Below are 20,760 nucleotides of genomic sequence, written 5' to 3'. Positions count from 1 at the left end.
GGCAGCTAACCGGCAAACTTCCGCCAGTCCCCAAGTTCGGTGATCTCTTTGCCGATGGCGGCCACTTCGGGTTCGGCGATAAAACCGCAGACCTCCGCCCCGCCCCGGAGTTTGATTTTACCGATGCCCAGCGGAGCCGGAATGGCGGCTACAAATTTACCGAAATTCTGATAGGTCATCCGGTAGATCTCCACATAGATGCGCCTGCCCTTCTCCGCATCGCGGATCAGGCCGGGCTTGGCGATACCGTCTGTTTCAAAAGCATACATCCGGTAAGACTTCGCGGTCTCGGTTGATTCCACAAACGAGGCGCCGAGTTCTTCAAGCTGATGGTGCAGCGGATATCCGTTAAGATGCGCGCCGCAGACCGCAAGATCGATCGTCCGTTTTTTCTTTGCCGGCAGTTCCAGCGGCGTGGGCCGCCGATCCGTTTTACCGACGTTCAGGCCGGACACCTGATGCAGGCGGTCCGCCAGCTGCAGCAGTTTCAGGTCATGCCCCGCAAAGGAGAGCAGCGTCACGCCGAACGGTACCGACGGCGTCAGTACCGTCGGCACTGCAATAGCGGCATAGTCCAGCAGATTCATATAATTGGTGTAATACCCCAGATTGGTATTCAGCTGAACCGGATCCGCATTCACTTCGTCAATCGTATAAGGCGTGCCCGCTGTTGGCGTGACAATCAGATCAACCGATCTCATCACCGCATCCGCAATGCGTTTGAACTCCTGCAAAGTATAAAATCCCCTGAACACATCCGGTGCAGCAATATCCAGCCCTGACAGAATAATATTCCGTGTCGTCTCCAGCACGGCCTCCGGATGCTCTTCAATGAACGGACCGACCGCCGCATAACGCTCATTCACCCAGGCCCCGGAATACAGCAGATCTGCCGCATCAAGGAACGGCTGAAAATCCACCTCAACCCGTGTGCCGCCCGCCTTCTCCAGCATATCCAGACTTTCAGAAAATGCGGATTCATATTCACGGCTTCCGAAAAACTTCAACTGCTCTCTTTTCGGCACCCCGAATTTCCAACCGCTGGAAATTACCGGAACCTGCTCCAGTTCACGGGAATAACAGTCCCCCGGATCAAAATCATTCACCACCTCAAACACTGTCTGGGCATCAGACGCATCCAGCGCAAAAACCGAAACACAGTCAAGACTCTTACACGCCGGCACCACCCCCGAACAGCTCAGTGCACCGCGTGACGGTTTCAATCCGATCAGATTATTGAATGCCGCCGGAACCCGGCCGGAACCGGCCGTATCCGTGCCCAGCGAAAACGAGGCACAACCTTCCGCCACAGCAACCGCTGAACCGCTGCTCGACCCCCCGGAAACATAAGCCGGATCAAAGCTGTTTGGGCAGGCGCCATAGGGTGACCGCGTGCCCACCAGCCCGGTTGCAAACTGATCCATATTGGTTTTGCCCAATGGAATCGCCCCGGCCTCAATCAGCCTGGCTACTACATGTGCCGACTGATCCGGGACATAACTATATTCCGGGCACGCCGCCGTCGTCGGAATACCGGCCAGATCAATATTATCCTTAATCACAAACGGAATACCGTACAACGGCTTCGTCTCCGGCGATTCCCCCTTCAGAGCCCCCACATAAATAGAAACCTCTTCCGCCGTCAGCTTCCGGATCCACACCTCCGGCGCAAGCTCATCCGCCTGCTGCAGACATTTTTCCATGACGGATGCCACCGTCTCTTCACCCTTTGCATACGCCTGATGCAGCGCACTGATCTGTAAACTTTTCATTTTTTCGAACCACAAAATACACGAACCACACAAAAATGATTCTCAGTACCTTTCGTGTATTTAGTGTATTTCATGGCTTTCCTTATTCATTAGATTTAATTGAGCAAACCGGCTGGCCCTGCTTGACCGTATCGCCGGCAGAGCAGAAAAACTGCACCACTTCGCCGGCTGCCGGAACAATCACCGGAATCTCCGTCTTCATACTTTCCAGCACCACCACCTCATCACCGGCTTCAACCGTGTCGCCGACCTTGACCTTGCACTGCCAGACACTGCCGGCCACGGAAGCCGTCACGGCTTCGGCGCCCGCCATGATTTCCGTCTCTTCCGACGACGCTTCCTGCACCGCTTCTTCAAACGTCAGCAGATCGTTGTCCACCCAGTGCTGATACTCTTTCGCAAACGCCGCCTGCTGCCTTGACTTAAACGCATCGATGCTCCCGGCATTCGCCTCCAGAAAATGATTGTACTCACGAATATTGAATGTCGTCTTTTCAATCTTCAGCGAAAAACGGCCCTTCAGAAAATCGCGGCGCATCTGCATCAGCTCATCGCCACCAACCGGATAAAACCGAATCTGATCAAAGGGCTGCAGCAGCCACGGTTTACCGGGTTTAAATTCCCGGGTCTGATGATAGCGATTCCACATCTGCACCGTCCGTCCGACAAACTGATAACCGCCCGGCCCCTCCATACCGTAGACACACATATAGGCCCCGCCGATGCCCACCGCGTTTTCAGGCGTCCATGTCCGCGCCGGATTATATTTTGTGGTCACCAGCCGGTGCCGCGGATCCAGCGGAGTGGCCACCGGCGCACCGAGATAAACGTCGCCCAGCCCCATCACCAGATAACTGGCTTCAAACAGAATATCCTGTACATCCTGAATGGAATCGAGACCGTTGATGCGCCGGATAAATTCAATATTGCTCGGACACCACGGCGCATCCTTCCGAACCGACGACATATATTTTTCAATCGCTACGCGCGTCTGCGGATCATCCCAGCTCAGCGGCAGATGAACGATCCGCGATTCCACTTCCTCCGGCGGATTTTCACTAAGCTCTTTGATCAGCGAATCAATCAGCGCGAGCAGTTCCCTGCGCGGCAGCACGGCCGGATCAAAATGCAACTGGAAGGAGCGAATCCCCGGCGTCATATCAATGATGCCCGGCAGGTTCAGCGCTTCAAACTTGAGGTTCCAGGCATGCACTTTGAAGCGCAGCCGCAGGTCGAGCTGCAGCGGCCCGAACTCCAGCAGCAGATACTGATCCCCCGCCTGCCGACAGACCACTTTTTCAAATTCATCTTCCTCATTCCATGTGCCGATAACCGCCGGCGTATCCTCGATGGTTGCATAGTTCGGCACCGTCATCGGCGTCCCCGATTCGATGAGCGCAGCATTCTCTTTTTCAAGCCGGCCGGCCTCCTCAAGCGTTATGGGAATAAACTGAACTGTATCCCCGGCTTCAGCTGTCCGACTTTCCAGAGCTCCGCACCCACCACCGTGACCGGACAGACAAAGCCGCCCAGACTCGGACCGTCGGGCCCAAGAATCACGGGCATATCGCCGGTAAAGTCGATCGCGCCGATGGCATAGGCATTGTCATGAATGTTCGAGGGATGCAGCCCCGCTTCGCCGCCGTCGGTCCGCGCCCATTCCGGCTTCGGGCCGATCAGGCGGACGCCGGTGCGCGACGAATTGAAGTGTACTTCCCATTTATGCGCCAGGAAGGTGTCGATATCCTTTTCCGTAAAGAAGTCCGGCGCGCCGTGCGGTCCATACATTACGCCGATTTTCCAATGGCTTGAAATTTCCGGCACAGCGGCTTCCGGCAGCTTCCTCATAGTCCACTCATCGTCAACCGAATCGCCGATATGCAGTACATCACCGGCGGCCAATGCCCGCCCTGCATGACCGCCGAAACGTCCGAGAATGAAGGTGGATTTACTGCCCATGTAGTCCGGAACATCCAGTCCGCCGCGTACGGCCAGATAGGCGCGCTGCCCTTTATAGAAAGCGCTCACGCTGACGGTATCACCGGCCCTGACTTCGAACGCTTCGTGCAACGGAACCGTCGCTCCGTTCAGCATCACGGTCAGGTCACCGCCGGCCACCGCCACAACGGCATCACAGTTAAACCTATAACTCCCCCCGACATCGTCATTTCGAGCGCCGCGGCATTCTCCGCATTGCCCACCAGCCGGTTGGCGATGCGGAAACTGAGCATATCCATCGGTCCCGACGGCGGAACCCCGATGCCCCAATAACCGATACGGCCGGGCACATCCTGCACGGTCGTCTGCGTTCCCGGCACGACCACTTCAATCGTATCTGCCCGATAATCAAACGTATTCAGCAGGCCGGTGAAAACCTCACCGCGCCGGAAGGTTTCATCTTCAAGCACCTGCCTCATCAGCTGAATGTTGGTTTCAAAACCGCAGATCGCGGTGTTCGACAAAACGTCCACGGAACGGGCAACTGTTTCATCCCGGGTGCTTCCCGTCACAATCACCTTGGCCAGCAGCGGATCATAATAGGCCGACACCTCGGCACCCGTTTCCACCCATTTATCCACCCGAATGCCTTCCGGGAATTCGGCTTTGGTAATGATGCCGCTCGACGGCTGATACTCCTTGCCGGGATCCTCGGCATAGACCCGGAACTCCATCGCGCAGCCAGACGGCTTCAGATCAAATTTTCCGGGGGTAGGATCTTCACCCGCCGCCAGCTCAACCATCCAGCGCACCAGATCAACGCCGAACACCTCCTCCGTAATTCCGTGCTCCACCTGCAGACGGGTGTTCACTTCAAGAAAATAAAACTGCTCTGTTTCGGTGTCATAAATAAACTCGACGGTACCTGCGGAACGATAGGCCACCTTTTCCGTCAGCGCTTTCGCTGCGGCATGCAGTGCCGCACGCGTCTCTTCCGATATATTCGGGGCCGGCGTCTCCTCGATCACTTTCTGATTCCGCCGCTGAACCGAACAGTCGCGTTCTCCCAGAACAACGACCTCGCCTTTACCGTTGCCGAACACCTGAACTTCAATGTGCCGGGAGGTGCGAATATATTTTTCCAGAAAAACCCCTTCGTCTTTAAAGTAGTTTTTACCGAGGCGTTTGATCGTATCGTAGTGCGCTTCCAGCTCGTCGGATTCGTTGCAGATGCGCATGCCGATTCCGCCCCCTCCGGCCGTGCTTTTCAGCATAACCGGATAGCCGATATGCTCCGCCGCTTCGAGCGCCTCTTCCAGGCTGTTGAGCAGCGGCGTTCCCGGCACCAGCGGCACTCCGGCGGATTCCGCCAGATCGCGTGCCATATGTTTGAGGCCGAACTCAAGAATGTGGCGTTCCTCGGGGCCGATAAATTCAACGCCCAGCTCCAGGCAGGCTTTGCGGAATTCAACATTTTCACTGAGGAAGCCATACCCCGGATGCACGGCTTCCACCCCGTGGTCGTTCATGACCGCCAGGATTTTATCCGTGTTGAGATAACTCTCCTTCGCCGGCGCCGGACCGATGTTATACGCCTCGTCGGCCATCGCCACATGTTCCGCATCGGCGTCGGCATCGGAATAGACCGCCACGGCGGTTATCCCCATTTCCTTCAGCGTGCGGATAATACGGCAGGCAATTTCGCCGCGGTTGGCCACCAGTACTTTTTTAAACATTCAATTATCCTCTGTCGTGTGTAAACCGATGATGACCACGAACTACACGAAACTCAGCAGCTCTCGGGATTTCGTGTAGTTCGTGGTTCGCATTCATTATTGTTCCCAGATCGTCATCTTCACCGGTGTCGGGTTGTAGCCGTTGCAGGGATTATTCAGCTGCGGGCAGTTGGAGACAAAAACAAGCGTGTCCATCACGGCCTCCAGCTCTACATATTTTCCGGCCTCGGATATCCCATCGGCAAAATCGGACCCGCCTTCCGGATCGACCGGAACATTCATGAAAAAGTTGATATTGCAGACCTGATCGCGCTTATCCATGCCGTTGCCCCAGTCGAGAATCCCCTGCAGGAATGTATCGCGGCAGCTGTGCATATAACGTTTTTCATGGGCATAGCGCGACGTGTTGCTTTCGCAGGAACAGGCACTGCCTAGCGTATCGTGCCGCCCGCAGGTGTCAGCCACCACTTTCATCATTACGTTGTTTTCGTTAGAACGGATTTCTGTGCCGAGCTTGATGTAGACGTTGTTCTGCATTCGCAGCGTATTGTTCGCATGGTAACGTTCTTCGGTATTGTTCGCGTTGAAGAACAGGGTATCAGCCGCCTGATTCCCTTCAAGATCGGTAATCCGGAGAATCTCTCCTTTTTTCACCACCTTCATCCAATAGGTTCCTGCTGAAACCGTTTCGCTCAGCCGGGCATGTTCTTCAACCAATGTACTTTCTTTCAATTCACTCATGATCGACTCCTACAAATAATAATTTTCCGAATTTTCAAACCCGCGCTGATTCTCCGGGCAGAGCATCCGGCAGGGATCATCGGCCGCGGCGGGTTCGGATGCATACAGTGTGATACCGATCGGCTTCGCCACATATTCGCTCGACGGATTCAGCGGATGCATACCGGCATCCAGAATGACCAGCGTATCCATCTCGGCACGCAGATCCACGAAGGAACCGGCCGGTGATGCATCAGGAACAAAGGTCATATTGCCGTCGGCATCGATGTCGGTTTTTGAAAAGAAATTCACCACATTAGTGAAGTCGCGCTTGGTCATGCCGTATTTGGCCAGCTCAACCGTAAGCGAGTCATAACCGTTCCGATAAAAATCGTTGCGGGCTTCCTGATAGCTTTTTGTGCCGAAACGCTGGAGCATGTCTTCGCGGTAGGTCACCCCGCAGATGACATCGTGCCAGTCGTTCGATGTATCGGGAATACTCATAAGCACGCGGCCCATATCGGAATAGATACAGGCATGTTTGAAGAGCGATGAGATGTGCTGGATTTTCAGGGTGTCACCCATGTTATAGCGCTCGGTATAGTTGTCCGCATTGTAAAACAGCACCGAGGCATTGCCGCCGCCTTCAAGATCGGTAATCCGCAATGTACAGCCGCGGCGCACAATGTGCGAAAAGTTCCAGCCTCCGGAAACCACGGTTTCATACAGTATTTTTTCTTCGGGTATAGATTTCATCTTCTGCGTCCTTTGTTTATCGATTGGTTCTGAGCGGCGGCAGGATGGCGTCGGCAAAGGTAATCTGCCCCATCATGCTTTTGCTGCATTTCAGCGCGCGGGAAAGCAGGGTATGGAGTACCTCCACCTGCCCCTGCACCAGCCAGATCTCCAGATTTTTTCCATCCTCCAGCATCACCTGAAACGTGGAGATCACTTCATCCAGATAGTTGCGGCGCAGCGCGATCAGCCGGTTGGCACAGTCATCGACCGCCGCGTCGTAGGAGATCGTCAGCGTTCCTGCCATCACGCGGGAACGGTCCAGCTGACGGTGTTTAAGCACTTCACGTTTCACCAGATCCGAGATCATCATGGAGCGGTTATCCATCCCCCGATCTTCCGCCATCTCTTCGAGCTCTTCATAGAGCTCGGCCGGCATAGTGACACTGAACCGTTTGTAATTCTGTTTTTCTTTCTTCATTCCCTTTCCTCTGATCATCCAGCTTCTTTGGCCACCATTTTAACCACCTCAAAATCATCCTGAGCCTCCTCTGCGGTTGGATGAATCAGTTCCTCGAGATGGATTTTAGTGGTCAGAAACTCCGGCGATAAAAACTGACTCGGCGAACGCGGCCTGCTGACCGGGACTTCCACCATTTCCTGCACCCGGCCCGGATTGGCTTCGAGCACCAGCACGCGGTCGGAGAGATAAACCGCCTCATCCAGATCGTGCGTAATAAAAATAATCGTGATATCGATCTTCTTCCAGATCTGCAGGAGATAGGCCTGCATTTTGGCGCGCGTCTGCGCATCAAGCGCCCCGAACGGCTCATCCATCAGCAGCACTTTCGGCTTATTGGCTAATGCGCGGGCAATGGCCACGCGCTGCTGCATCCCGCCGGAAAGCTGTGCCGGATAAAGATCGGCATAGGGTTCGAGCCCGACAATATCCAGCCACTGGAGGGCATCGCGCTCGGCATCAAACTTACTGGCACCGCCGACCTCCAAACCGAACATGACATTCTTCTTTACGGTCAGCCAGGGAAAGAGCGTGTACTTCTGGAACACCATACCGCGATCAGCCCCGGGCTCGGATACTGGATAACCGTCCACTAGAATCAGACCGTCGGTGATCTCTTCCAGACAGGCCATCATGCGGATCACCGTCGACTTACCACAGCCCGACGGGCCGATGATGGAAAGGAATTCGCGCTTGTGCACTTTAAAAGACACCTGGTCGAGAATGCGGCGCATGCCCTCTTCCGTTGGAAAATCCTTCACCAGCTTATCGACTTCGATAACAACCGGCTGGCTTTTGATATGGTCCAGACGCTCCTTCACTTTATGCGACTGCTCTTTATAGGACGGCAGGTTCAGTGTACTGGGCAAATCGGTCATCTCAGGCCTCCGCCGGTGCAGGTTTTATTTTTCGCAGCATTTTGCCGAATCCTGAACGCCGCCCGTCCTCCCAGGCAAACAGCTGTTTCCCGAGCGCACCGAGCAGCATGTCGGTGCCCAGCCCGATAAAACCGAGCACCAGGATCGCGGCATAGACATTGTCGAACATACGGTATTTGGCCTGCTGATTAATAAACCAGCTGATGCCTGTACTGGTGCCGACAACCTCCGCCACAATCAGGTAGGTCCATGCCCAGCCCAGCAGAATCCGCATATCCATATACAGTTTCGGCAGTACCGCGGGAATCACGACCTTGAAAAGCAGTCGTCCCGGTTTGGCTCCCAGCGTTTGCGCGGCCTCAACCAGACTGAAATCCACCGTCCGCGTCGTGTTGGCGATCACCAGCACCTGCTGGAAAAACGTACCGATAAAAATGATCGCCACTTTCGGCGCATCGTTGATGCCCAGAATCGCCACCGCCAGCGCACCGAACACCGGGGCCGGGAAGTAGCGGAAAAACTCCACAAACGGTTCAATCAGTTTGGAAAAATAGCTGAAGACGCCGCAGAGAATACCAAGCGGAACCCCGAACAGCGATGAAAGCAGAAAACCCCAGAAGACCACCCGCACACTGTGCGCCACACTTTCATGAAACCATGGTTCACCATCGCGACGCGGCTCGGTGACGAATGCGGAATAGAGCGCGCGAACCACCTCATGCGGCGCCGGGAAATAGACCGGGTTTACCCGTTTCCCCACCATTGGAACACCGTCCGATGCCTGAAGATTTTTGTTTTCCAGCTCAAAAGTCTCCACGTCGACCCGGTCGCCCGCATCAAAATACAGACTGTCCCCAACCTTCTCAATCTGTACTTCCGGATGCCAGAGACCCGGAATATAACTGATCGCCGACCAGAGCACGAGCGGAAGAATAAACGACGCAACGGTCAGTCCCCTGACGCGCTTCGGCGAAAGGCTCTTTCCGAACCTGAACCATTTTTCCTGTTTAGACATGACACCCCTGTCCCCGGATTTTTCCGGGGATTGGAAAGTTGTATATCGCCCGCATGCTGCGGGCAAAGGGTTCGGCAGACCGGCCGAAGCCGGCCCGCCAGGAGGTTTGAGGAGAGATTATTTCACGGATTTAGTGAACGACGGATCGATGGTGCGCTTAACCGCCACCGGTTCTTCATAAACCTTGTTGGCAACGAAAAACTGATTCACCACTTCACAGGAACCATAAAGTGACTCAAATCCGTCTCCGGGCTCAAGCGCCTTGAGCACTTCGTCTTTGCTCATCATGTAGGTGCCGGAGAGAAAGGGTTTATATTCAGCCGGCGTAAGACCGACGCGGGCGGAGAGAATCTGAAGCATTTCCTCTTCATTGGCCGGATCGGCCATATAGTCGATCACGTCATACCAGGCCGCCACCACCTTCTGCCAGTCGGCTTTGCGTTTCAGAATGCTGCCGGGTGCCACACAAAGCGTATCATAGATAATGCCGGGCGCATCGGCTGTCGTATACACCGCCGTGGATCCCTCGGAGGCTTTCAACGCCATGCCGGAATGCGGCTGCCACGCCACGATCGCATCCACATCGCCGGACGCCAGCACCTGTGCCGCCTGATGCGTCGGCATATTGATGAGTTCCACATCCTTTTCCGACATGCCGTTATCCTGCAACGCCTTGATCAGCAGCGCATGGCTGAGAAAACCGATTTCGACACCGATCTTCTTTCCTTTCAACGCTTTCACATCGGCGATCCCTTCCCGGGCGACGATTTTGTCGTTCCCGTTGGAATAGTCGTTCACCAGAATCATCACGTTGCGGGCCCCCGTGGCATTGAGCACCACCGAGTCGCCGTTGGCCACACAGACCGCATCGGCTTTACCCGCCGCGAAGGCATCCATCGAGGCCACATATTCAAACCAAAGCAGTTCCACTTCCACGCCGTGCTTTTCAAAAAATCCTTTTTCCTTGGCGATATCCCAGGCCACCCAGCCCGGCCAATCGCTATAGGCAATTTTAAGCGGTTCCGCCACAGCAGCAGTGGCAATCAGCGCCATGATCACAGCAATGGGTCTCATAAGGAAGGTCAGTTTCATCTCGGTTTAATCTCCATTGGGTTTGGTTTTTCTCATCCTCTACAGTATTACTAGATAGTTTATTAGTGATACCGTTGCTATACGCAACAGATGTGCCATCCCCCTCAGGCCTGAGTATAAACCACAACTTTTAAACTACATTTCTTCCTATATATAAACAATTTATGATTATTCTATGAAAATATTGTCGCAAATTAAACCGCAGTAGACTCAATACACACAAATACACATATGTATTTATAAACCGAAATCTGACGCATTTTTGTTTCCCCAGCAGCCCCTGCGGTTGCCCCGATTTCAAGACAACTGGCTTAAGCGGAATCTGCGGCCGTGTCTGAGCGGCACTTCATTTTCCGCTATGGCATCATACAGCCGCGACAGGATTCGCGGCACTCCCGCGTGCCCAGCTTGGCATGGTTCAGGTGCGATTACCGTTCAGATCATAAGCATCGTATCACCGCAAACCTTCCAATGCCAACGGGTCTTTTTCCGGCTGTATTGGAAAACCGCCAGCGCCATCAGAGCCCGCGAAAGCAGCGTGGCGATCGCCGCTCCGGCGATTCCCAGCTTCAGGCCGAACATCAGCAGAATGTTGACCGCAATGTTGAAAAAATTGAACAGAAAAATCAACAGGTTGAGAATCACCGTATGGGACCGCGCCAGCAGCAGTTCCCGGATCGCGTAAAAAATCAGCTCCGGAATAATCGAAAAAGCGCTTATATAAAGGTAGATCTGAATCATCTGCTCAAATTCGGATTCATATCCAATCAAAGGAACAATGAAGCGTGCCGTCAGCAGCACCGCCGCCATTAAAACAAACCCGACGCCTCCCCCAACAGCAGCGCCGATCCCGAAAATCAACCTGTTTGAAAAAAGATCCGCTCGCTCCAGCCGAACGTGCGCCCGTGGTCAACAACTGCAACAGCCACACACCGGAAATCAATTCCCCCCTCTCAGTTCCCTGATCGAGAAGGGGAGAGTATATTTAATAGGAGAAGCGGGTCGGCCGGAAAGACACCGTGAATGCAAGCCTATAAACGCAGCGGCTGAAATCCAAAACCATCACTTCAAGGCCTGAAATGTCTCATCTCTGCATTATCTGTTTATTAAATGCGACACGAAATTGTGAGACGGGTTTCTTTTCCCGGACCATGGCCAAAGAAAAAAGCGATGAAAAACAAAACCTCTTCGCACAGCGTCGTTACATCAAACCTAAACAGCCAAGGCCGATTTCATTTGCCACTCTTCCAGCCGATCAATTGTTTAAAAATAATATACCGCAAATCATAAACGCCTGCTCAGGGCGCGGTGTAGATCAGGTAAAGCCCCCCGATCAGCACCAGCACTCCGCAGACTTTCTTAAGCAGGTCGGCACCTTTGGAGCTTTCGTTCCAGTTCATGTATTTCTGCACCAGACCGGTTGAGGTGCCGGCGGCGACAATGACACTGCAGTGTCCGATTCCGTACATCAGCAGCAGACTTCCGGCATAGAGCGGCTGTTCCGCACCGAGTTTAAAGGTCACTCCAAGCATCGGTGCCATATAGGCAAAGGTGCAGGGACCGAGCGCAATGCCGAAAATAAGCCCGAGAATGAATGCGGCAAGCAGTCCTTTTCGTTTCATCCCCACCTGTCCCGGGCCGCTGCCCGGCATGGGAATCACGCCCAGCAGATGCAGGCCGACCACAAAAAAGATCAACGCTACAAACCAGTTTCCGTAGCGCCCGACGTCGCCCATCATGCGGCCCAGCGCCGCCGTAATCAAACCGATCAGCGCAATGGTCAGCAGAATGCCGGTGGCAAACAGCAGAGCCGTCAGAAAAGCCCGACGGGGCGAAGTGCGGCCCTGTTCATCAATAAATCCGATAATCAACGGAATGCTGGCCAGATGACACGGACTGAGAATTATGCTCAGCACGCCCCAGACCAGCGCCGCACTGAGAGCAATCAGCGGGGTGCTTTCGATCGCATGCGTCAAAGCAATGAACAGCTGTTCCATACACTTTCTCCTCCGCTACTCTGCAGATTCAGCGCGGTCTTCAAACTCAAAGCCCAGCTCCTGCCATTTTTTCAGCATATCTTCGCGGGCATAAAATCCTTCATGACGAAACAGTTCCTGGCCATCCGCATCGAAAAAAATCTGTGTCGGAATCATACGGATTCCATACTGCTGTCCGGCTTCCTGGTTTTCCCAGACATCAATGAATTCCACATCAAGCTGTCCGGCGAAGGTTTCCTTCATCTCATCAAGAATCGGCGCCATCATTTTACACGGAATGCACTTGCCGGCTCCCAGATCGAGCAGTTTCGGCAACGGACTGTCGACGGGCGCATCGGCCTCCGCCGCTTCCTGCACCACCTTTTCCTGCGGAATCGGCAGTGTGCAGACACCCCCTTCGCAACCGGCGATTTCCGGAGCGGCATGATTCTTTTTGTTTTTTATGCCTACTACGGCAATCACTGCAACCACCAGCAATACAATCGGTATAATTCTTTTCATAAGCTCCGTATTCCCCCATAACCATATAGATGGATTCGTTCCTGTTTTCCGTTGCCAGCGTTCCCTTTATTTCAGCATTTTCTTTACATCATCCACCGTGGGAACTTTACCCACGACCTTAACGTCGCCATCCACCGCCAGCGCGGGAGTCAGCATGACTCCGAACTTCATAATTTCATTCAGGTCGGTCACTTTTTCGATTTCAGCATCAATACCCAGTTCATCAATGGCCGATTGAGCCGCCTCCGCCGTTTTTTTGCATTTCGGACATCCGGTGCCCAGTATCTGTACTTTCATTTTATGTCCTCCGTTCATTCCTTCTTTAAACGCCGTTATACGACGTATTATTCATCAACTAAGCCCTCCACGGCCCATCGGCCGCACCGCCACATGGCATCTATCCGGTCTCAATTCCCCGACACCGTCCGTTTAATTGAAAAACGTTCCAAAAATCATTCCACTGACTGTCGCCATAACAATAACCAGCGAAACGAACACGACCGTCTTCCTGGTGCCAAGCACGCTGCGAATCACCAACATGTTCGGCAGGCTGAGTGCAGGGCCGGCCAGCAGCAAGGCCAATGCGGGACCTTTGCCCATGCCGTTGTTGATCAGCCCCTGCAGGATAGGCACTTCAGTAAGCGTGGCGAAGTACATGAAAGCCCCGGCAAATGATGCAAAAAAGTTAGCCCGCAGCGAATTTCCGCCCACGGCGGAGGCGACCCATTCGGAAGGAATCAAACCCTCCTGGCCCACCCGGCCGAGCAGCAGACCGGCAATCAGGACGCCGAAAAGCAGTAGAGGAAGAATCTGTTTGGCAAATCCCCAGGACGAACTGAACCATTCCCCTGCTTCACCTTTATCGGTGCTGGTGAACCACGAAAGCCCCACCGCCCCGGCGCTGAACGCAAGGATGGGTTGTTCCGGAAATGTGAGGGCCAAAGTACCGACCGGAACGGCAGTCAACACGACCTTCCACCATTTAATACTGAACCAAAGTACGAGGAATACTCCGAAGGCCGCAGCAAAAATGGAAGTAATGATCCATTTTAAAGAATAAATCGCCGCCCAGAGACCGGTATCCAGATCCGGCTTGCCCCAGTTGGCAAAAACCAGAATCCCAACCATCGAGAAAAAATAGAGGCCGTTCTGCCATAACGGACGGGCCACCTCTTCTTCGGGCAGGGCCATCTGGGCCGCAGCTTTTTCCTGTTCCTCCTTGCGGAAAATAAGGTGCATCAGCAATCCGATCACCACACTGAACAGAATAGCACCGACCGCACGGGCAATCCCCATTTCCGCACCGAGGATACGGGCCGTGAGGGCAATCGCCAGTACATTGATCGCCGGTCCGGAATAAAGAAACGCCGTAGCCGGCCCTAATCCGGCTCCCATTTTATAAATTCCCGAAAAAAGCGGAAGCACCGTGCAGGAACAAACCGCCAGAATGGTTCCTGAAACCGAAGCCACCCCATAGGCTACCACCTTTTTGGCTCTTGCTCCCAAGTATTTCATCACCGCGCCCTGGCTGACGAATACCGCAATCGCCCCCGCAATAAAAAAAGCCGGAACCAAACAGAGCAGAACATGCTCCTGAGCATACCATTTCGCCAAATGGAGCGACTCCATTACAGCATGGTCAAATCGCGTATTCCCGACCGGAAGATAGAAGAACCCCAAAAATATCCCGACAATCCACGCCAGCTTTTTCCACTCAGTCTTCCAATTCATTGCACCACCTCATTACATGGTCATTTGACCTTTTAACCAATAATCGTTCAAAAATTATTTCAATAATGTCGCCTGATCCTTTGCATTGTTCTCAATGACCGCTTCCACACAACTCATGAAATTCATCACGCATGGAACCTTCATTTTATAAAACACCTGCTTGCCGCGCTTCTCGTCCTGCACAATTCCCGCCTGTTTCAGTACCGAAAGATGCTTCGAGATTGTCGAAAAATCGGCATCGATCTGATCCACAAATTCGCAGACACACCTTTCCCCGACCGACAGCTGCTCCGCCATCCACAGCCGCGTCGGATGCGCCAGCGCCTTCAGCACCTTTGCCTTCGCTTCATACAGATTTTTTTCCTTCCCGGTCATACCATGCTCCGAATTATTATTTGGCAATATAGCCAAATGTAAAAAGTTGTCAACCGTTCGATAAATAAAAACAGAAGTCGGAGCCATATTCCTGTTAATGAATCCGAAACAACTGTCCCTGACATTCGATGAAGTGACCATCCTGGGGGAAAAGCCGACGGACACAATACCGGGTTTACGGAAGTGCCGGACGGTTTCGAATTGGAAATGTTTCAGCTGAAAGGTGCTGAAAAAATCTGAGCCCATAAACAGCGGCCAATATAATACCATTTACCAAAACATTCCGGTCTTAACGACAGCGTTATTCCGCGCAGAGCTTTTCGTCAAAAGCCCGGCGGTTCCCTGGTGCTCCTCAGCTTACTTAACTGAGGAGCTTTTTTCCTCCCCTTTCTCCGACGAGTAATGGTTCCCATTCTCGAAAGGGGAAAAAGCTCAAATGATGTCGGGAGAAACCTACAAGAGCGCGGAGCCGTTTATGACTGAATTTCTCTGCGTCCTCAGCGCCTCTGCGCGGGATCAAATTTATACCGGATAGTTTTAACGTTTGGTATAAATCAACCCCATAACTGCGTAGCGCATTTGAGGGATAAGACGGCCGACCGATTTTCGAAACGTCGCATATTCTTCCGTTCTCTAATATATAGATTGAAGTGCGGAAAACCGGCACTTCATCCACCCAAACCGCCGCTTCATCAAACAGGCCTTGTGAAACGGCTTCTTCGATTGCTAGAAGCCACACATGCAAAACAAAACTGCAAAGATGAATTATGACACGACGCCGTAGTCCATTCTGAGCAAAACAAAGATGGAGCACAATGAAACCTAATCAACTAATAACAACAATGGCCGCAGTAATGATCTGTTCGGCATCATTCGCCGTTTTAATCCCTGCAAATGTGACTGTAACCGGCGACCCCGCTACCGGGGCCGGAGCAACCATCACCTTTAATCATGATGTTAATTTCACGATCGAAAACGATAATTCCATCGGACTTATTAGGTATCACTTCGGTGTTTTATATCCGCAAACGGATTCGTCCGATAACCTCACCGCTTCAAGTCCGACCCTGATCCGGAAAAACGGCGTGGATACCTGGGACCTCTGGCGCTATCAGGAAGCCAGATATGAAATAAGCAACTGGAGCGCCCTGTGGACGTACGATACGGGCGGCATCAGTGTCGGCGACGTGCTTACCATTCCTTCCGGAACAACAGTCACCCTTGGAGCCGGATCCGCCGAAACGCAATTATTTTCAAGCGGCACCTATAATATGTGGCTGCAAGGGAACTCAGGCTCGCTTCTTGCCGGAGAAATATCGACGGCCATTCCTGAGCCGTCCGCAATTGCCCTTATCGCCTTCTTCGGCGGTGGCATTCTCTTCGTCCGTCGTCGTCTGATGATGTAACTTCTCTGCCGAACGGCAATCTGTGAAAAGCGCTCATCCGGGCGCTTTTTTCATTCAGGCACCTTCCGTTTACTTCGCACCATCTATTTTTCATCGTTCAGTGAAAAGCTTTTGAATAAAGCACAGAGCGAAAAAAGGCCCGGCATATAAAATTTAAGCACATGGAGCTCGGGGCACAGGACATTCAGGTGCTGGAGATCAATCAGCATTACGAATACAGCGTTTGGAAAATAAAAGACCAGCTGACCTTTCTCCGCAATACCGACCTCAGAAGCGTTGCCTTACTGAAGTAACCGGCTTCGGAAAAGATGAAAAACCGCCCTTTTGTTTTTTAATTTTTCGTGTATTCAACCGGAACCGCAGTTAATCTGTTTACATGGATTTTTCTAAGTTTGGCGAAAAGTTTACCCGTAAGGCCGGGATCACACAGCTGATGGATGATCTCGGGGCCGCCATGGCGGGCGGAGATATGCTGATGCTCGGCGGCGGAAACCCGGCTCACATTCCGGACGTTCAGAAATGTTTCCGTGCGCGAATGGAAGCCATCATGGCGGAACCGCACGGTTTTGAAACACTGATCGGTAATTATGACGGATCGCGTGGTAACGAAGCTTTCATCGATGCACTTGCCGCGTTGCTCCGGGAACAGTTCGGCTGGGAGATCACCGCACGGAATATCGCTCTGACCAACGGGGCACAAAGCGGCCTGTTTTATCTGTTCAATCTGTTTGCCGGCGATATGCCGGACGGATCGAAAAAGAAAGTCCTGTTTCCTCTTACCCCTGAATACATCGGTTATGCCGACGCCGGACTGACCGACCGTTTTTTCGCGGCACAACGCCCCAGCATGGAATTGATCGGCGACCGCCTGTTTAAATATCACGTCAATTTTGAGGAACTTGAGGTCGGCGATGATATCGGCGCCCTCTGTGTTTCCCGTCCGACCAATCCAACCGGTAACGTACTGACCGATGCCGAAATCCAGCACCTGGACACCATTGCCGGCCATTGCGGCATTCCCCTGATTATCGACAACGCATACGGGCTCCCTTTTCCGAACATCATATTTGAAGACGCCAAACCCTTCTGGAGTCCCAACACCATTCTGACCATGAGCCTGTCCAAACTCGGACTGCCGAATCTACGGACCGGCATTGTCATTGCACCGGAAGAAATTGCCGCGGCCATCGGCGATATCAATGGAGTGCTGAACCTGGCCCCCGGCGGAGCAGGAGCCAGACTGGCCCTGGAAATGGTACGCAGCGGCGAAATCGTGAACCTCAGCAAAGAAGTAATCCAGCCGTTCTATCGCCGCAAAGCCTTTCAGACACTGGAGCAGTTTGAGCATCATCTGGGCGATATCCCGTGCAGAATCCATAAACCGGAAGGTGCCCTCTTTCTATGGCTTTGGTTTCCGGAACTTCCCTGCACGTCAACCCGGCTTTATGAACGCCTCAAAGCACGCCATACACTGGTAGTTCCGGGCAACTGCTTTTTCCCGGGACTGGAACATGAAGAGTGGCCGCACAAACACGAGTGCATCCGGGTCTCCTATGCTCAGGACGATGCCGTTGTGGCCGAGGGCGTAAAAATAATCTGCGAAGAAGTAAAGGAACTCTATTCGTGAAACGTAATGCTTATTGCGAAATGCGTTCCGCCCTGTACAATGTCCATATAAAGCCGTGTGCTATCGTTTATAGATAATACCTGCGCATAAAGGAATTTTTATGAGAATACACCTGTTTTTAATCGTTGCCGCCCTGACGGCCACCGCCCGTGCGGGCGATGTCATCCTCAAGGGCGGGGCTAAAATTCAGGCCCCGCTACTGAAAAATACAGACGGAGCCACCGTACTGGATCTCGGATTTGATGTACTGCGGATTCCCAAAGACGAAATTCTCGCCACCTACGAAGACGAACCGGTGGAAGGTACGGTTCCGACCGACTCCAATGCCCTTTACAACGTCCAGATTCCCGCACGCATTACAACGGCTGAAGCCGCTGAACTTTACGCGCCGGCAGTGGTTCTAGTGAAAACCGCCGCCGGACTCGGCTCCGGATTCTTTACTAATAAAGAAGGATACCTCATCACCAACTTCCACGTCATTGCCGGCGAAAAGAAAATATCCGTCACCCAGTTTCTGCAGGAAAACCAGGTGCTGCGCCGGGTCGTACACAAAGATGTCGATATCATCGCCACCGCCCCGTTTCATGATCTCGCGGTGCTGAAAGTGAACAATTTCGATACCGAAATCACCCCGGTCGTTTTTGCCCCCGACGAAAAAATGAGCATCGGCGAAGCCGTCTTTGCCATCGGAAATCCCCTTGGGCTGGAACGCACCGTGACCGAAGGGGTACTCAGCCAGACTCATCGCAATTTCGGTGGAATCCTCTATCTTCAGGTCGATGCCGCCGTCAACCCCGGGAATTCCGGCGGCCCGCTTTTCAATGCACGCGGTCAGGTGATCGGGATCATCAACATGGGCGTTCCCACCATGGAAGGGCTCAATTTCGCCATTCCGGCACGCCATGCAAAATATATCCTTGATCACATTGACGCCTTCGCCTACGACGCCACCAACCCTGAATCCGGTTTTGTTTATCCCGACGCACCGCGTCGTCCCGGAAAGTTCACCTCAGCCCAAAAGGAAAAATCCGATGTCGTTCTTCCGTAAAACCACCACGCTTGCCCTCATCCTTTCCATTCCGTTCGCAACCCTTGCTCTGCAGCGGACCGAACTGCTTCCACCAAACGGTCAGACCTATTTCCGCATTTCCAATACCGTTGAATTCTGGAAAGCCCTGCAGAAGTCTTCCATCGGCCGACTTTGGCAGGACCAGCAGTTTCAGGACTTTATGGGCAATCCGGAACTCGAAGCCTGGCATGCCTTCTTCTTCGACGGCGATTCCGATGAAGAAACCCGGGTTTTTGTCGAACAGATGGAAATGCTCACCGGCGAAGTCGTGCTGGCCTTCGACTCAAAAACAGACCATATCTTTATCGTTGCCGCGATGAGTGATGATGATTTTGAGCGCAGTCTTGAGCTGGATGATAACCTGCGGACCGTTACGGAAAACCCTTTTGATGTTGTCCGCGACAGCTTTCAGGGTGTGGAAATCATCCAGCATGTAGACAACCCCGGAACGGTAAACGAGATTTCCTCCTGGCAGGCGCACGTCGGTAGCACATTCATCCTTGGTTATGATCGGGAGTGGCTCGAACAATGTATTGTACGGCTCAGAAACGAAGAAATCACGGAGCCCGAAGGTATACCGGTGCTGGACCTGAAACTACCGGTTAACAATCTGCTGGCAAACAGTGCCGACACCGAAGATAACCGGCGGCTTTTTGAAGCACTCGGCCTCATGGATATCAGCGCCTTTAAGAGCCGTATCGCCCTTCAGGATGACCAGATGCTGATCGACAGCTGGTTGTACGTTAATAACCTGAACCGGGGCCTGTTCAACGTGCTCGATACCGAACCGTCTGAACTACCTACCGTCACGTTCATTCCGGAAAACCTCACCTCGCTGGAAGTCGGCCGCCTTGATCTGCCGGGACTCTGGAAAGAGATCCCCGCCATTCTGCAGGAAATCAATCCGGGCACCAAACCCCAGTTCGATATGATGCTGGCCATGCTTCAGCAACAGACCGGAATCAGCATAGAACAGGATCTGCTGACCAATCTGGGCACAAAGTACCTCTCTTTTACAACGGTTGAAGGCGACACCACCTCCTCGGTGGTTGCACTCGAACTCGAAGACGGCATTGCTTTCAAACAGGGGCTCGAATCCGCGCTGACGGCTCCGACCATGCAGCCCTATGTTGCCGCCGCGCTTGATATCTCCGACTTCCTCGATCACACTATCTATACACTGAAACAGAGCCCGCCGGACGAACAGATGGGCATTGCCGTCACAGGCGATTACCTCCTTTACGGCGATCCCGCCGGACTGCGTCAGACCATCCGTGCCATCACCAGCGAACGGGCAGCCAATACCGCTTTCGAGCAGTCTGAACTCGTTCAGGAACTGCGTAAACAGGTCTCGCCGGAAGCCTTCGGATTCAGTGCCATCGACTGGAAAAAATATATGCCCATCATTGTTGCTGAACTTGGAAGCGGAGACCTCCCGGCCATCATCGAACAGAACTGGGCCAGAAGCGGTTCAGTCCTTCCCCCGCCGGATTTCAGCAAACTGCCGACCGCAGAACACATCGCACAGTTTTTCAATATTTCCTATCAGTACATCGAAGCCCTGAACAGCGGACTTCATCAGAAAATTATTCTGAAATACTGAAACGACCTGAAAAACGTCAGAACACAGCTCATCTAAAAAAGGCCC

17 protein-coding genes and 1 pseudogene are annotated in these 20,760 nt (G+C 53.1%); 4 read left to right on the top strand and 14 right to left on the bottom strand.

All coding sequences use genetic code 11. The annotated features are described in order from the left end of the window. Positions 1 to 5: 5 nt before the first annotated feature. The 14 genes and pseudogenes from atzF to EGM51_16810 all read right to left on the bottom strand — a co-directional run bounded on the left by atzF (position 6) and on the right by EGM51_16810 (position 15,010). Entirely contained in the window at positions 6 to 1,772 is a 1,767-nt protein-coding gene (gene atzF / locus EGM51_16875) for an allophanate hydrolase (GenBank protein ID QBG48991.1), read from the bottom strand. An 82-nt stretch (positions 1,773 to 1,854) separates the two neighbouring features. Beyond that, positions 1,855 to 5,446: pseudogene (uca, locus tag EGM51_16870) on the bottom strand (urea carboxylase). Positions 5,447 to 5,542: 96 nt separating this feature from the next. Continuing rightward, a complete protein-coding gene (locus tag EGM51_16865; protein ID QBG48990.1) occupies positions 5,543 to 6,187 on the bottom strand; it encodes a DUF1989 domain-containing protein in 645 nt (214 codons plus the stop codon). A 9-nt stretch (positions 6,188 to 6,196) separates the two neighbouring features. Beyond that, positions 6,197 to 6,922, bottom strand: a complete 726-nt coding sequence (locus EGM51_16860; protein QBG48989.1) for an urea carboxylase-associated family protein — start codon at positions 6,920 to 6,922, stop codon at positions 6,197 to 6,199. A gap of 16 nt (positions 6,923 to 6,938) precedes the next feature. Next, positions 6,939 to 7,400, bottom strand: a complete 462-nt coding sequence (locus EGM51_16855; protein ID QBG48988.1) for a CopG family ribbon-helix-helix protein — start codon at positions 7,398 to 7,400, stop codon at positions 6,939 to 6,941. After that, entirely contained in the window at positions 7,397 to 8,299 is a 903-nt protein-coding gene (locus EGM51_16850) for an ABC transporter ATP-binding protein (GenBank protein ID QBG48987.1), read from the bottom strand. Before EGM51_16850 ends, EGM51_16855 begins: the two co-directional genes overlap by 4 nt. 1 nt (position 8,300) lies before the next feature. Then, positions 8,301 to 9,314 carry an ABC transporter permease subunit gene (locus EGM51_16845; GenBank protein ID QBG48986.1) on the bottom strand — a complete coding sequence of 338 codons (1,014 nt, stop codon included), beginning with the start codon at positions 9,312 to 9,314 and terminating at the stop codon, positions 8,301 to 8,303. A 117-nt stretch (positions 9,315 to 9,431) separates the two neighbouring features. Then, positions 9,432 to 10,406: a transporter substrate-binding domain-containing protein gene (locus EGM51_16840; GenBank protein QBG48985.1), complete on the bottom strand. Its 975-nt coding sequence runs from the start codon at positions 10,404 to 10,406 to the stop codon at positions 9,432 to 9,434. 435 nt (positions 10,407 to 10,841) lie between these two features. Then, positions 10,842 to 11,216, bottom strand: coding sequence for a hypothetical protein (locus EGM51_16835; protein QBG48984.1), 375 nt, complete (start codon positions 11,214 to 11,216; stop codon positions 10,842 to 10,844). A 488-nt stretch (positions 11,217 to 11,704) separates the two neighbouring features. Then, positions 11,705 to 12,403, bottom strand: a complete 699-nt coding sequence (locus EGM51_16830; protein ID QBG48983.1) for a cytochrome C biogenesis protein — start codon at positions 12,401 to 12,403, stop codon at positions 11,705 to 11,707. A gap of 15 nt (positions 12,404 to 12,418) precedes the next feature. Continuing rightward, positions 12,419 to 12,904 (bottom strand): thioredoxin, encoded by a 486-nt coding sequence (locus EGM51_16825; GenBank protein QBG48982.1) that lies wholly within the window; start codon positions 12,902 to 12,904, stop codon positions 12,419 to 12,421. Between the two features lie 66 nt (positions 12,905 to 12,970). Continuing rightward, on the bottom strand, positions 12,971 to 13,201 hold the full coding sequence (locus EGM51_16820) for a thioredoxin family protein (protein ID QBG48981.1): 231 nt from the start codon (positions 13,199 to 13,201) through the stop codon (positions 12,971 to 12,973). 132 nt (positions 13,202 to 13,333) lie between these two features. Continuing rightward, the gene (locus EGM51_16815) at positions 13,334 to 14,635 is read right to left on the bottom strand and encodes a hypothetical protein (GenBank protein ID QBG48980.1); all 1,302 of its coding nucleotides are present in this window, start codon (positions 14,633 to 14,635) and stop codon (positions 13,334 to 13,336) included. Positions 14,636 to 14,689: 54 nt separating this feature from the next. Further along, complete coding sequence (locus EGM51_16810; protein QBG48979.1) at positions 14,690 to 15,010, bottom strand: ArsR family transcriptional regulator; 321 nt, start codon at positions 15,008 to 15,010, stop codon at positions 14,690 to 14,692. Positions 15,011 to 15,825: 815 nt separating this feature from the next. On the opposite strand from EGM51_16810, the gene EGM51_16805 reads away from it, so the two are divergent. From EGM51_16805 to EGM51_16790, 4 genes are all read left to right on the top strand, one after another. Continuing rightward, the gene (locus EGM51_16805; GenBank protein ID QBG48978.1) at positions 15,826 to 16,416 is read left to right on the top strand and encodes a PEP-CTERM sorting domain-containing protein; all 591 of its coding nucleotides are present in this window, start codon (positions 15,826 to 15,828) and stop codon (positions 16,414 to 16,416) included. A 376-nt stretch (positions 16,417 to 16,792) separates the two neighbouring features. After that, positions 16,793 to 18,043 carry a valine--pyruvate transaminase gene (locus EGM51_16800; protein QBG48977.1) on the top strand — a complete coding sequence of 417 codons (1,251 nt, stop codon included), beginning with the start codon at positions 16,793 to 16,795 and terminating at the stop codon, positions 18,041 to 18,043. A gap of 100 nt (positions 18,044 to 18,143) precedes the next feature. Beyond that, positions 18,144 to 19,091: a trypsin-like serine protease gene (locus EGM51_16795; protein QBG48976.1), complete on the top strand. Its 948-nt coding sequence runs from the start codon at positions 18,144 to 18,146 to the stop codon at positions 19,089 to 19,091. Beyond that, positions 19,075 to 20,715 (top strand): hypothetical protein, encoded by a 1,641-nt coding sequence (locus EGM51_16790; protein QBG48975.1) that lies wholly within the window; start codon positions 19,075 to 19,077, stop codon positions 20,713 to 20,715. The genes EGM51_16795 and EGM51_16790 overlap by 17 nt, the downstream gene beginning before the upstream one ends. The last annotated feature ends 45 nt before the right edge of the window (positions 20,716 to 20,760 follow it).

It is taken from the genome of Verrucomicrobia bacterium S94 (assembly GCA_004299845.1).
Lineage (GTDB): Bacteria > Verrucomicrobiota > Kiritimatiellia > Kiritimatiellales > Pontiellaceae > Pontiella.
The sequence above is the reverse complement of the archived record's forward strand: the minus strand, read 5'-3'. Positions and strand labels throughout refer to the sequence as shown.